The sequence below is a fragment of the Paracoccus sp. FO-3 genome (assembly GCF_006386455.1).
GTDB lineage: Bacteria > Pseudomonadota > Alphaproteobacteria > Rhodobacterales > Rhodobacteraceae > Paracoccus > Paracoccus versutus.
In genome coordinates, this window is sequence record NZ_VCBQ01000023.1 from 45,667 (window position 1) to 58,810 (window position 13,144).

A 13,144-nucleotide genomic window follows, 5' to 3' on the forward strand; every position below is an offset into this window, starting at 1 on the left:
GGTGCGATCTGCGCCGCGGCGGCGCTACGGCCGGCCATCCCGGCCCGGCCCCAGCGTGGCGAAGGAAAAGGGGTGGCTGTCATCCGTCACCTCCAGCAGTTCCAGCACATTGCCGTCGGGATCGTGGCCGTAAACCGAGGCATGGCTGGCCCGGCGCTGCGGGGCCGAGCGAAAGCGGATGCCCGCCGCCTCGAGCCGGGCGACCTCGGCCGCCAACTCGCGGACATGCAGGCAAAGATGGGTGATGCCGTGGTCCTGGATACCGCGGTCCGGCCGGCTGGGGGCGGGGCTCGAGAACTCGAAAAGCTCCAGAAAGCAGTTGCCGGCGCGCAGCTTGGCCTGGCGCGCCGCCGATCCCCTGAGGCCCATGATCGTGTCGGGCAGCGCCGCGCCCTGCGCCCAGTCCATGCGCGAGGCGACGGTGAAGCCCAGCACGTTGCAATAGAAATCCAGCGCCCGGTCCAGGTCCGGGGTCGAGATGGCGGCGTGGTGGATGCCCAGGATCATGGCCGCGCCTCGGCCGCCGCATTGCTGCCCGCCACCCGGCCGAAGACGATGGCATTGCCGATCGAGGCGCCGCCGCCGGCATAGCAGGGGCCGAACATGCCGCCCGTCGTCTCGCCCGCGGCATAGAGGCCGGCAATCGGCCGGTCGGCCTGGTCCAGCACCCGCGCCTCGGTGTCGATCCTCAGCCCGGTGCCGGTCCAGCACACGATGGCCGGCCGGATGCGCGCGCCGTAGAAGGGCGGGGTCGAAATCGGCTTCAGATGCTCGGCCGGCTTGAAGAAATGCGCATCCCGCCCGGTTTCGGCGGCGCGGTTGGCGGCGGCGACGGTGGTGGCCAGCGTCGCCGCGTCGATGCCGAGTTGCGCCGCCAGCCCCTCCAGCGTATCGGCCTGCGCGACCTGCCCGCGGGCGGCGAAATGCGCCAGCCGGTCCGCCGACCAGTTCGGCGCGGTGGCCGAGCGGGCCTCGCGCCGCGCCGCCTCGTCGAAGATCGCGAAGCATTCGCGCGCGGTCTGTTCGTTCAGCAGTTCGGACAGGATGGAATACTCGCAGGATTCGTCGACGAAGCGGCGCCCCTCATGCGTGACATGGATCAGCCAGGGCGGCAGATAGGTCTCCAGCTCCTTTTCCCAGCCCGGCGTCATCAGCAGAAGGCCGCGATCCGGCCGGGTGATGCCGGCGCCAAGGCGGCGGCCGATGCGAATGCCGTCGCCCTGGGAATGGGGCGAGCCGATATACCAGGACAGCTCGCCCTGCGCCGCGGCCGTGGGGTAAAGCTCGGCCAGCAATTGCCGGTTGGCGCCGAAGCCTCCGCTGGCCAGCACCACCGCCCCCGCCGTCACCCGGTCGCCCTCGACCAGGATGCCGGCGACGCGGCCATCCTCGACCAGCAGCTCCTGCACCCGGCTGCGCAGCGCCATGTCCACGGCAAGGCCGCTCAGCGAGCCCTCCAGCACCTCGGCGATCTCGGCGCCATGGCCGCGGGCGCGATGGCCGCGCCGGATCTTGTCCACGCCCGAGCAATAAAGGTTCTCCTCGGGGAAATCGACGCCCAGCCCGACCAGCCATTCGAAGGCCGGCGTCGCGTCGTGGCACAGCCGCCTGACCAGCGCCGGGTCGAGCTTGTATTGGTTGATATGCAGGTAATAGCGGTAAAGCGCCTCGGGCGTGTCCTCGATCCCCGCCCGGCGCTGGAGCGAGGTGCCCGCCGCATAGAACACGCCCCCCGACAGGGCGGTCGAGCCGCCGGCCTTGTCGCCCGCCTCGACCATCAGCACGCGGGCGCCGGCCTGGGCGGCCATATGCGCCGCCGCAAGCCCGGCCCCGCCGGCGCCCACCACGATGACGTCGTAATCCCTGTCCATCACGCTGCTCCCTTCATCCCCGGTGCGGCGCCCTGGGCCATGTCCTCCAGGACCATGGCGGCGCATCTCTCGCCGATCATGATCGACGGCGCGTTGGTGTTGCCGGCCGGCAGCCGCGGCATGATCGAGGCATCCGCCACGTAAAGCCCGCCGATGCCATGCACGCGCAGCCGGTGATCGACCACGCCGCCCGCGGCCAAGGGCAGCATGGCGCAGGAGCCCACGGGATGCAGGTTCGCGATGCCGTTGCCGCGCAGCCAGTCGACGATCTCGGCCTGGGTCCGCACCGCGGGGCCGGGGCGGATCTCTTCGGCCATATAGCGGGCCAGCGCCGGCTGGCCGGCGATATGGCGCGTGATGCGGACGGCATTGGCCATGGCCATGCGGTCCACCTCGTCGCGAAAGAAATTGTGCCGGATCACCGGATCGGCAAAGGGGTCGGGCGCGCGCAGCCGCACCTCGCCGGTCGCCACCGGGTCCAGATGCACCGGGCTCATGGTGAAGCCGGGAAAGTCGTGGACCCGCATCCCCCGCCTGTCGCGCGAGGCGACCGACCAGATGTTGGTGTTGATCTGCAGGTTGGGCCGGTCCCTCGTCTCGTCCGTGCGGGTGAAGATGCCGGCAAAGATGCCGTTCGCGGCCAGCGGCCCGCGCCGGGCCAGCACATATTGCGCCCCGGCGATGGCCTTGCGCAGCGGGCTGCGCGCCAGTTCGTTGATCGTCACCGGCTCGCGGCAGCGAAAGATCAGAGAGCAATAGAAATGGTCGCGCAGGTTGGCGCCGACGCCGGGCAGGTCGTGCAGCACCTCGATGCCGTGGTCGCGCAGATGATCGGCCGGGCCGATCCCCGAAAGCTGCAAGAGCTGGGGCGAGCCGAAGGCCCCGCCGCAGACCACGACCCCGTGCCGCGCCCGCGCCCGCAGGATGCGCCCGCCTTGGCGGTATTCGATGCCGACGGCCTTGCGACCCTCGAACAGCAGCCGCGTGGCATGGGCGCCGGTGTCGATGCGCAGGTTGCGGCCCGCCGCCGACAGGTAGGCGCGGGCCGAGTTGCAGCGCCGCCGGTTGCGGGTGGTGGTCTGGAACAGGCCCGCCCCCTCTTGCCGGGCACCGTTGAAATCGGGGTTTGCGGGGATGCCGGCCTGTTTCGCGGCCTCGATGATCGCCAGCGCCACCGGCGACGGGTCGGGCTGGTCCGAGACGGCCAGCGGCCCGCCGGTGCCGTGATAATCGTCGGGACCGCGCGCCTGGTCCTCGGCCTTCTTGAACCAGGGCAGCACGTCCTGCCAGCTCCAGCCGGGATTTCCCAGCTGCGCCCAGTTGTCGTAATCGGTCGGATGGCCGCGGATATACAGCATGCCGTTGATCGAGCTGGTGCCGCCCAGAACCTTGCCGCGCGGGTTGTACATCGGCCGCCCGTTCAGTTCCGGCTCTGGCTCGGATTCGAACATCCAGTTCACCTTGGGATTGGTGAACAGCATGGGATAGCCCATCGGCACCTTGATCCAGAAGGCGCTGTCGCGCGGGCCCGCCTCGAGCAGCAGGACACGGTATTTCCCCGATTCCGCCAGCCGTCCGGCCACCGCGCAGCCCGCGGAACCGGCGCCCGAGACGATGAAGTCGAACTCGCTGTCGAAACGCATTGCGTCCTCCTTGCGCAACGGGCGCGCCCCTGCCGGCGCGCGCGCCTGCGGTGCCTTACAGATCCTCGGGGCGCGCGAAGCTGCCGTCCTTGACGGTCAGGATGCCCATGCCGAAGGTCGCGGCGCGTTCCGGGGTGAAGTTGTAGACGCCCTCGCCTACGATCACCGGCACGTCCTTGATATTGGCTAGGGCGTCGCGCATCTCCTCGCGCGTGGCATCCGGCCCGGCGCGGCGCAGCGCGTCGGCAAAGACCATCATCGTCGAATAGCCCTGCGGCGCCCAGTTGTCGGCCTCGACCCCGTGCCTGGCCTTGTAGGCTTCGGCAAAGGCGCGCGAGGGCTCGTCGAAGCCGCCGGGGGTCCATTCGCCGATCACGGTCACGCCCTCGACCGCGCTGCCGCCGGTGTTGAGGAACTCGGGCGAGGCCAGCGATTGCAGCCCGAAGATCTGCACCTCGGGGTCAAGGCCCGCCTGCTTGAACTGCATGATGACATTGGCGCCAAGCGCGGCCGGGGTGGCGATGAACAGGCAGTCGGCATCGCTTTGCGCCACCTTCACCGCCAGGGCCGAGAAGTCGATGTCGGACAGCTTGACGCCGTCGAGCTGCGCCTTCACCCCGTGTTCCTTTACCCGCTCCATGAACACATTCGCCATGGCGACATAGGCTTCGTTGTCCAGCACGGTGATGACCGCGCAGTCCTGCACGCCGCGCTTTTCGGCGGCATAATCGGCGATCGGCGGCGTCGCGATCGAGGCCGGCTGCGAAAACGGGAAGGACCAGGGCCCGGCCTGCGGCACGGCGTCGTTGTTTGACTGCATATAGGCCAGGATGCCCAGATCGTTGGCCGCGGCCGCAGCCGCCGGGGCGATGGCGCCGGTGGTCGGGCCGATGATGGCGATGTTTTCCGAATCCGCGGCGCGCCGGCCGATCAGGCCCAGCGCCTGGCCGCGGTCGCCCGCGTCGTCGTCCAGCGTATACTGGATGGTGACGCCCTCGCCCGCCAGGCCCTTGGCGTTGATGTCCTCGATGGCCATGACCGCGCCGTCGGCGATGCCGCGGCCGATGAAGGCCGGGCTGCCGGTCAGCGACTGGATGATCGCCACCTTGACCTCCTTGGCCATGGCCATCGGCGCAAAGGCGGCAGAGGCGGCAAGCGCGGTGCCCATCAGGATTCTCAGTGACATTCGTTCCTCCCGTCCTTGGGCGCGCTGCCGCCGCGCCCTGGCGCGGCAATCCGGCTGCCCCTGTTGAAACCTGCGCCCGACACGGCCGCGCCGGCAAAGCGGCGGGCGGTCGTCGATTCGTGCATATCGGTAAATGAACACAAATTCACAGTTGTTGTATACAAAAATATGTGCCTATGAATTATTGGACGGAAGAATCCGAAGAACCCCGGCCGGGAAGGGAGAGGCTCGTGTTCCTGCAACAAATCGTCAACGGATTGGTGATCGGCGGGGTCTATGCGCTGTTCGCGCTTGGCTTCACGCTGATCTTCGGCATCCACAAGATCATGAACCTCGCCCATGGCGGTATCTTCATGACCGGGGCCTTCATCGGCCTTTACTCGGTCCAGGCGGGATTGCCGCTTTGGCTGGCCTTCATCCTGGCGATGATCGGCGCCGGCCTCGTCTCGGTCATCATCGAGGTCACGGCCTTTCGCCGCCTGCGCCAAAGCGGCGAGGTCGAGTTCAGCGCCCTGATCTCCTCCATCGGGGCGAACCTGGTGCTGGTGTCCATCGCGCAGATGCTGTCCAAGACTCAGGTGCTGCGCTTTCCCTTCGACACCTTCCCGGTGGTGATCTTCAAGGTCTGGGGGCTGCGGGTCTCGGCGTTGCAGCTGGCGATGGCGGTGCTGGCGATCCTGCTGGTGGCGGGGCTTTCCTGGTATCTCTACCGGACCGGCTTTGGCCGCCAGGTCCGCGCCGTGGCGCAGAACGAGCGCGCGGCGCTGCTGGCGGGCATCCGGCCCAGCGTCATCTATTTCCAGACCTTCATGCTGTCGGGCATGCTGGCAGGGGCGGCGGGGGTGCTGGTCGGGCTGGCCTTCAACTCGATCCATTTCATGATGGGCGACCCCTTCCTGCTGCGCGGCTTCGTCGTGGTGATCCTGGGCGGGCTGGGCTCGGTCGCGGGGGCGCTGGTCGCCTCGCTGGGCTTCGGCGTGCTGCAGACGCTGAGCGTCGCCTACCTGTCCTCGCGGCTGTCCGACATCATCATCTTCGGCCTGCTCTTTGCTGTGCTGCTGCTGCGCCCCAACGGCCTTTTCGGGCAGGACGAGGCCGGCGTGCTGAGGGGGCGCCGCTGATGGACACGCTGCTGAGCTTTCGCCCGCTTTTCGACCTGTTCCTGATCCACCTGGGCTTTGCCTATTCGCAATATATCGTGCTGCGCGCCGGCGCCTTTTCCATCGGCAATGTCGGCCTGTCGGCCATCGGCGCCTATACCGCGGCCATCCTGACGGTGAACTACGGCCTGCCGCTGCCGGTGACGCTGCTGGCCGGGGCCTTTGCCGGGCTGGCCTTCGGCGCGCTGCTGGCGATCCCGCTGGCGCGGCTGCGCGGGGTCTACCAGGCCATCGCCTCGCTGGCCTTCGTGCAGATCGTGCTGTCGGCCAATCTTTATGCCGAGAACGTCACCGGCGGCGCCATGGGCTTTTCCGGCATCCCCAAGCTGGTCGGCACCGGGACGCTGCTGGTCTTTGCCCTGGCGACGATCCATGTGATGCTGGCGATCTCGCGCTCGCGGCTGGGCCGGGCCTTCGACGCCGTGCGCGAGGACGAGGGCATGGCCGTGTCGCTGGGCATCAACGCCGCGCACACGCAGGCCATCGCCTATATGATCTCAGGCCTGCTGGCCGGGCTTTTCGGCAGTCTCGAGGCGCTGCATTCCTATGCGGTCGAGCCGAACCAGTTCGGCTTTCACCTGATCATCGTGATCCTGTCCTATGTCGTGCTGGGCGGGCGGCGCAGCGTCTGGGGGCCGCTGGTGGGCGTCGCCCTGCTGATCGCGCTGCCCGAGATCTCGCGTCCGCTCGCCGATGCGCGGATCATGATCTATGGCCTGATCCTGATAGCGGTGATGAACTTCATGCCGCGCGGCATCGTCGACACGCTGGTCGCCCGCCGCGCCCGCGCCGCCAACCCCGAGGTCCGCCAGGCAGAGGTGAAGGGATGACCGATCTTGTCCTTGAGCATGTCCACAAGAATTTCGGCGGCGTCATCGCCTCGAACGATGTCAGCATGCGGGTGCCGGCGGGCCGGATCACCGGCCTGATCGGGCCGAACGGCGCCGGAAAGACCACGCTGATCAACCTGATCACCGGCATGTTGTCGCTCAGTTCGGGCAGGGTGCTGTTCGGGGGGCGCGACATCTCGGCCGAGCCGGCCGACAAGGTGGCGCGCGCCGGCATGGGCCGCACCTTCCAGAACATCCGCCTGCAGAAGGAGGCGAGCGTGCTGGCCAATGTCATGGTCGGCTTTCACCGGCACGAGACCTGTTCGCTGGTCGCGGCGATCCTGGGCCTGCCCTCGTCGCGGCGCGAGGATGCGCTGCTGCGGCAAAAGGCGATGGCGCTGCTCGGGCGGTTCGGGATGGCCGGGCATGCCGACAGCCCGGCGGGCAGCCTGGCCTATGGCCACCAGCGCAAGGTCGAGATGATGCGGGCGCTCGCCACCGATCCCGACCTGATCCTGCTGGACGAGCCGGTCGCCGGCATGAACGACGTCGAGGCGCTGCAACTGGGCCGGATCTTTCGCGAGCTTGCCGACGAGGGCAAGGCGATCCTGCTGATCGAACACAACATGCGCTTCGTGCAGGAGCTTTGCGACCACGTCTATGTGCTGGACGGCGGCCGGCTGATCGCCGAGGGCAAGCCCCGCGACGTGGTTGCCGATCCCGCCGTCATCACCGCCTATCTGGGAGAGGAATGATGCTGCTGACGGTGACGGACCTCCATGCCTCCTACAGCGGCATCCGCGCGCTGGCCGGGGTTTCGCTGAACGTCGCGCAGGGCGAGATGGTGGCGCTGATCGGGCCGAACGGCGCCGGGAAATCGACGCTGCTGAACTGCATCAGCGGCATCGTCCGGCCCGGTGCCGGCCAGATCCGGGTCGAGGGGGCCGAGCTGGTGCGCAAGCCCGCCTGGGCCATCGCGCGCATGGGCATCCTGCAATCGCCCGAGGGACGGCAGGTGCTGCCCGACATGTCGGTGATCGAGAACCTGCGGGTCGGCGCCAACGCCCTGCACGGCCGCCGGCCCACCCATGACATCCAGGCGGTGTTCCGCCTGTTCCCGATCCTGCGGGAGCGGCAGGAACAGCTGGCCGGCTCGCTTTCCGGGGGCCAGCAGCAGATGCTGGCCATCGGTCGCGCGCTGATGGGCGGGCCGCGCCTGCTGCTTCTGGACGAGCCCAGCCTGGGGCTTGCCCCGGTCATCGTGCAGCAGGTCTTCGACGCGCTGGCGCAGCTGCGCCGCGACGGCATGACGATCCTGCTGGTGGAACAGAACGCGCGCAAGGCCTTGCAGGTCTCGGACCGCGCCTATGTCATCGAACACGGCCATGTCGTGGCCGAGGGGCCCAGCCGCAGGCTGGCGCAGGACGACGGCGTGATCGCGCATTACCTGGGCACCGGCGGGCATTAGCCCGCCCTGCCCTTGTCCCCGCGCCGCTATGCGGCCGCGGCTTCGGTTTCCAGCGCCCGGCGCGCGCGCATATGTTCGGCCGGCAGGTTCACCGTCTCGACGCAGACCAGCCTTTCGCCGCGATAGCTGCGCACCAGAAGCCGCGCCGGGTCGGGCGAGGGCTCGATCTCGGTCCGGTCGGCGCCATCGCGCAATCCGGCGATTTGCAGCTTGTGCGGGCCCTGGTCGCTCCAGAACCAGGGCGTCCTGGCAAAGGGCACGGGCTGGCCCGCCAGCCGCTCGGCCAGGCATTTCGCCTGATCCACGGCGGCCTGCACGGATTCCAGCCGCAGATGCGGCCCGCCCGGCCCCTGCGCCACGGCGGCGCAATCGCCGATCGCCGAAATGGCCGAGTCCGAGGTCGCCAGGAAGCAATCGGCAAGGATGCCGTTGTCCACCGCAAGCCCGGCCTCGCGCGCCAGTTCCGCATTGGGTACCACCCCGGTCGCCATCAGCACCGCATCCGCGGCAATCGTCCGGCCATCCGCCAGCTCCACCGCGCCGGCAGCACCGTCCGGCCGCGCCAGGATACGCCGGACCGTGACGTCCAGGTGGATCTCGGCCCCTGCGTCGCGATGCGCGCGCAGGAAATGGTCCGACACCGCCGGCGAAACCGCCCGCGCCATCAGCCGCCCGGCCGCCTCGAGCAGCGTGACCCGCAGGCCGGCGGCACGGAACACCGCCGCCGCCTCGAGCCCGATGAAGCCGCCGCCGACGATCACCACATGTCGCGCGGCCGCGGCCAGGCTGCGCATCCGGTCGGCGTCGTCCAGGCCGCGCAGCGCCATCACCCCCGGCAGGTCCGCGCCCTCGACAGGGGGAAGCCGGTTGCGGGCGCCGGTGGCCAGGACCAGCTGCCCATAGCCCAGCCGCCGGCCGTCCGACAGCACGACGGCATGGTCGGCACGCTCGATCCTTTCCACGCGACTGGAGGTCAGCACGGTGATGCCGTTCATCTCATAGAACTCGGCCTTGCGCAGCAGCAGGCGCTGGGGCTCGCCCTCGTTGAAATAGGTCTTGGACAGCGGCGGGCGGCTGTAGGGCAGGAACGGCTCGTCCCCCACCAGGACGATGGGGCCGGGATAGTCCTTCTGCCGCAGGCTGATCGCCAGCTGGCAGGCGGCCTGCCCCGCCCCGACGATGACGACTGCATGGTGATGGCTTCGCTGCATGGGGCCTCCGCTGGAAAAGGCGATCCCGGCGGGCCGCGCCGGGAAAGCATCTTCGCCGACAAGAACCGATCCGCGAGAGCATCTCAAGATAAAAATACTAAATAGCAGTTTTATGTATGCAATGCTGCGCCAAGATTCCAGGCTGCTGCCTGACAAACACGGGAAATCTAACCGCACGGTGTAGCCCGCGCGGGGAAAAGCCCCGTATGCCCTCAGGCGCACCCAAATTAAAAATATATTTGACTGGTGAAATAAATATCATAAATGTGCCAAAAAATACAAGGGAGGAATCGATGAAACGAATGATCGCCGCCACCGGCGCGGCCCTGATTGCGCTTGCGACGCCGGCAATTGCCGAGCAGCCGACCGTGGTCATCATGCAGTCCCTGACCGGCCCGGCCGCCTTCATGGGCGCCGGCGTGTCCGAGGGCATGGCCATGGCCTTTGCCGAGGCGAACGAAAAGGCCGAGTTCGGCGCCGGCAAGTCCGTCCGCGTCCTGGTCGAGGACGATGCCTCGGACCGCACCCAGGCGTTGACCCTGATCACCCGCCACGCCAATGCCCCGGAGGTCAGGATGATCCTGGGCCCGACCAGCGGCGCCGTCGCCATCGCCGGGGCCGAGCTGGGCAACCGGCTGGAACTGCCCATCGTCACCCTGACCAACAACCTGGACATCCCCGCCGCCGGACCCTGGGGCTTCATCAGCACGCAGCCGCCGCGGCAGATGATGTCCTACCTGGCCGATTTCGCCGCCGACACCCGCAAGGTCGAAAGATGCTCGACCGTCTCGATCAAGGAGATCGAGGTCTATGTCGCCCTGCGCGCGGCCTTCGAGGATCTGGTCCGCGAAAAGGGCGTCGCCGTCGTGTCCAGCGAATCGGTGTCCTCCTCGGACATCGACTTCTCGACCCTGGCGACCAAGATCGCCGGGCAGGACATCGACTGCCTGTTCATCTCGGCCATGGCGGCGCAGGGCGGCAATATCGTGCGCCAGCTTCGCGAAGCCGGGCTGGACGAGAAGGTCGAGATCTTTGGCATGAACACCTTTTCCTCGCCCGAGTTCACCCAGACCGGCGGCGGCGCGACCGAGGGCGTCTACATGCTGTCCGACTGGGTGCCGGGCGGGTTCAACGACTTCTCGGTCGCCTTCGCGCAGAACTTCCAGGCCCATGCCGGCCGGGCGCCGGACAATTGGGCGGCGCTTGGCTATACCATCGGCCGCGTGGCCATCGAGGCGATGAAGGCCGCCGGACCCGAAAGCGGACGCGACGCCATTCGCGATGCGCTGAGCGCGACCAGGGACGTCGCCTCGGTGATCGGCAGCGGCTCCTACAGCTATGTCGACGACCGCTCGCCGGTCAGTGGCAGCAACGTGGTGCAGATCAGGAACGGCACCGCCGTGCTTTATACCGAATGACCCCCGGCAGGGCGCGGCAAGACAGCCGCGCCCCACCCAGATGGAGTGATCGCGATGGTGGCCGAGCCCCAGCATTTCCCGCATATCTTCCGCCCCCTTCGCATCGGGGGCATGCAGCTTTCCAACCGGATCATGGCGCCGCCGCATGGCCGCATCATCGCCGATCCGCTGGCCTCGCCGAAAGAGGCCGAGCGCTTTTCCGGCTATTGGCTCGAACGGGTCCGCAACGGCCTTTGCTGGGTCGACGGCGTCAATACCTTCATCGACAACCGCATGGTGCCGCGCGGCTATGCGCCCTCGGGGCTGGGCGCGATCCTGCGCGGCAGCGTCCACAACCCGCAGTATCGCGACCGCATGGCGCGCCTGGCCCAGGACATCCACGCCCATGGCGCCGTGGTGACGGCGCAGGTCATCAACCAGGGCGCCATGCCGCATTCCGCCTCGGGCGTGCTGGCCAATTACACCAACAATGCCGGCACCCACACCCTGACCGGCGCCGAGATCGCCCGCATGATCGAGGATTACGTCCTGGTCGCCCGCACCGTGCGCGATTGCGGGCTGGACGGGATCGAACTGCACGCCAATCACGAGGACGTGCTGCAACTGTTCCTGTCCCCCGCGACCAATCACCGGCAGGACGAATACGGCGGCAGCGCCGAAGGCCGGCTGAAGCTGCTGACCGACGTGCTGGCCGCCATCCGCGCCGAGGTGGGGCGGGATCTGACCCTCGGCATCCGCTTCAACATGCACGAGCTTTTCGAAGGCGGCTACGATCTGGACGAGGGCATCGCCATCGCCCGCGCCGTCGAGGCGACCGGGCATATCGACTTCTTCCATGGCGTCATCGGCAACAACTGGGGCGCGCCCAGCTATATCCAGCCGCATCTCTACGGCGTCGCGCAATGGTCCGAGATGGCCAGCCGCTATCGCGCCGCCCTGTCCGTGCCCGTGGTCTATAGCGGCCGCGTCGATTCCCCCGAGGCGGCCGAGGCCGTGCTGGCCCGCGGCCATGCCGACGTGGTGGGCGTCGCGCGTGGCTTTTTCGCCGACCCCGCCTTCGTCGCCAAGGCGCGCCAGGGCCGCAGCGCGCAGATCGTGCCCTGCATCGGCTGCAACGACTGCCTGCACGCGGTCTCGGTCGAGAAGCTGCCCTTCGGCTGCGCGGTCAATCCCCGCGCGGGTCGCGAGGCCGACCCACCCCCTGCCCGCGCCGCCCAGCCGCGCCGGATCATCGTCGTCGGCGCCGGCCCGGCCGGGATGGAGGCCGCCGCGGTTGCCGCCGAACGCGGTCACGCGGTGGTGCTGCTGGAGCGGGAGGAAGCGCCTGGCGGGCAGATGCGGCTGGCCGCTGCCGTGCCCGAGAACCGGCAATTCCTGGCCTATATCGACCGCCAGCACGACCGGCTGCGCGCCGCCGGCGTGGACATCCGCCTGGGAACCGAGGCCGACCCGCATGCGATCACGGCGCTTTCGCCCGACGTGCTGCTGCTGGCCACCGGCTCGCGCCCGCGCCGCCATGCCGTTCCGGGTGCCGAACTGCCTTTCGTGATCGAGGGCCGCGACCTGCTGGCGGGGCGGGCGCAGGTCGGCCGCCGCGCGCTGGTCGTCGCCCGCGAGGATCACATGCAGCCCCTGACCGTGGCCTCGGCGCTGGTCGAGCGCGGCGTGCATGTCCGGCTGCTGTATCAGACGCCGGCGGTCGCGCCGCTGGTGGGGAAATATTCCATCGGCGCGATCATGGCCCGGCTGACCGCCGCCGGCGCCGAGCTGCGCGTCATGGAGCGCGTCACCGCCATCGCGCCCGGCCGCGTGGCGACGCGCAATGTCTATTCCGGCGCCGAGGCGCTGCATGAAGGTTTCGACAGCGTGGTGCTTGCCTGCGGGGCCGAGCCCGAGACCGCGCTGGCCGAGGCCTTGCAGGCGCAGGGGGTCATCGCGCCCTTGCTGCTGGGCGACGCCTATGTGCCGGGCCGCATCCTTGCGGCGACGCGGGAAGCCTATGAGATCGCCTCGCGGCTGTAAGGAACGCGGCGGCCGCGAGAGGTTCGCGGCCGCCCGGCATGTCTGCCGGGCCTAGGGCTGGTAGCCGAAGGTTTCGAAATCGCGGGCGTAATGGTCGCGCACGCGGATGCGGTCGGCGGGGCTCCATTCGATCTCCAGCGGGTCCGAGCGCAATTCATGCGGGTTCTGCTGGGGCGGGGTCACGCCCAGCCGCTCGGCCACGGCCGCCAGGGGGCCGGAGAGCCCGTCCTCGAGCTTGAAGACCTCGACATCCTTGCCGAGGAATTCCCATTGCGGGCGCAGGTGGTTGTCGAGGTGGAACTTGGCGCGGCGCTGCTGGTCCAGGTTTTCCTCGA

Annotated in this window: 12 protein-coding genes; 6 read left to right on the forward strand and 6 right to left on the reverse strand. The window is 68.7% G+C overall.

Annotation, left to right across the window (positions count from 1 at the left end; genetic code table 11):
* Positions 1 to 24: 24 nt before the first annotated feature.
* From FE811_RS08805 to FE811_RS08820, 4 genes are read right to left on the reverse strand one after another with little or no spacing between them, the layout of a single operon-like run.
* A complete protein-coding gene (locus FE811_RS08805) occupies positions 25 to 507 on the reverse strand; it encodes a VOC family protein (RefSeq protein WP_072463240.1) in 483 nt (160 codons plus the stop codon).
* Entirely contained in the window at positions 504 to 1,871 is a 1,368-nt protein-coding gene (locus FE811_RS08810; RefSeq protein ID WP_181180839.1) for an FAD-dependent oxidoreductase, read from the reverse strand. Before FE811_RS08810 ends, FE811_RS08805 begins: the two co-directional genes overlap by 4 nt.
* The gene (locus tag FE811_RS08815; RefSeq protein ID WP_140847241.1) at positions 1,871 to 3,514 is read right to left on the reverse strand and encodes a GMC family oxidoreductase; all 1,644 of its coding nucleotides are present in this window, start codon (positions 3,512 to 3,514) and stop codon (positions 1,871 to 1,873) included. The genes FE811_RS08810 and FE811_RS08815 overlap by 1 nt, the downstream gene beginning before the upstream one ends.
* A 55-nt stretch (positions 3,515 to 3,569) precedes the next feature.
* Positions 3,570 to 4,700 carry an ABC transporter substrate-binding protein gene (locus tag FE811_RS08820; RefSeq protein WP_140847244.1) on the reverse strand — a complete coding sequence of 377 codons (1,131 nt, stop codon included), beginning with the start codon at positions 4,698 to 4,700 and terminating at the stop codon, positions 3,570 to 3,572.
* A 230-nt stretch (positions 4,701 to 4,930) separates the two neighbouring features.
* On the opposite strand from FE811_RS08820, the gene FE811_RS08825 reads away from it, so the two are divergent.
* From FE811_RS08825 to FE811_RS08840, 4 genes are read left to right on the forward strand one after another with little or no spacing between them, the layout of a single operon-like run.
* A complete protein-coding gene (locus FE811_RS08825) occupies positions 4,931 to 5,821 on the forward strand; it encodes a branched-chain amino acid ABC transporter permease (RefSeq protein WP_036757308.1) in 891 nt (296 codons plus the stop codon).
* Positions 5,821 to 6,690 carry a branched-chain amino acid ABC transporter permease gene (locus FE811_RS08830; RefSeq protein ID WP_140847248.1) on the forward strand — a complete coding sequence of 290 codons (870 nt, stop codon included), beginning with the start codon at positions 5,821 to 5,823 and terminating at the stop codon, positions 6,688 to 6,690. Before FE811_RS08825 ends, FE811_RS08830 begins: the two co-directional genes overlap by 1 nt.
* Complete coding sequence (locus FE811_RS08835) at positions 6,687 to 7,445, forward strand: ABC transporter ATP-binding protein (protein WP_036757259.1); 759 nt, start codon at positions 6,687 to 6,689, stop codon at positions 7,443 to 7,445. Before FE811_RS08830 ends, FE811_RS08835 begins: the two co-directional genes overlap by 4 nt.
* A 2-nt stretch (positions 7,446 to 7,447) precedes the next feature.
* Entirely contained in the window at positions 7,448 to 8,158 is a 711-nt protein-coding gene (locus FE811_RS08840; protein WP_214275237.1) for an ABC transporter ATP-binding protein, read from the forward strand.
* A gap of 26 nt (positions 8,159 to 8,184) precedes the next feature.
* Here the strand turns inward: FE811_RS08840 and FE811_RS08845 are convergent, their stop codons facing one another.
* Positions 8,185 to 9,369 carry an NAD(P)/FAD-dependent oxidoreductase gene (locus tag FE811_RS08845; RefSeq protein ID WP_140847251.1) on the reverse strand — a complete coding sequence of 395 codons (1,185 nt, stop codon included), beginning with the start codon at positions 9,367 to 9,369 and terminating at the stop codon, positions 8,185 to 8,187.
* 293 nt (positions 9,370 to 9,662) lie between these two features.
* On the opposite strand from FE811_RS08845, the gene FE811_RS08850 reads away from it, so the two are divergent.
* The gene (locus FE811_RS08850) at positions 9,663 to 10,787 is read left to right on the forward strand and encodes an ABC transporter substrate-binding protein (protein WP_147279044.1); all 1,125 of its coding nucleotides are present in this window, start codon (positions 9,663 to 9,665) and stop codon (positions 10,785 to 10,787) included.
* A gap of 54 nt (positions 10,788 to 10,841) precedes the next feature.
* Positions 10,842 to 12,809 carry an FAD-dependent oxidoreductase gene (locus tag FE811_RS08855; protein WP_140847257.1) on the forward strand — a complete coding sequence of 656 codons (1,968 nt, stop codon included), beginning with the start codon at positions 10,842 to 10,844 and terminating at the stop codon, positions 12,807 to 12,809.
* A 51-nt stretch (positions 12,810 to 12,860) separates the two neighbouring features.
* On the opposite strand, the gene FE811_RS27410 is transcribed toward FE811_RS08855, so the two are convergent.
* A partial coding sequence (locus tag FE811_RS27410; protein ID WP_181180840.1) for a hypothetical protein occupies positions 12,861 to 13,144 on the reverse strand: 284 nt, incomplete at its 5' end.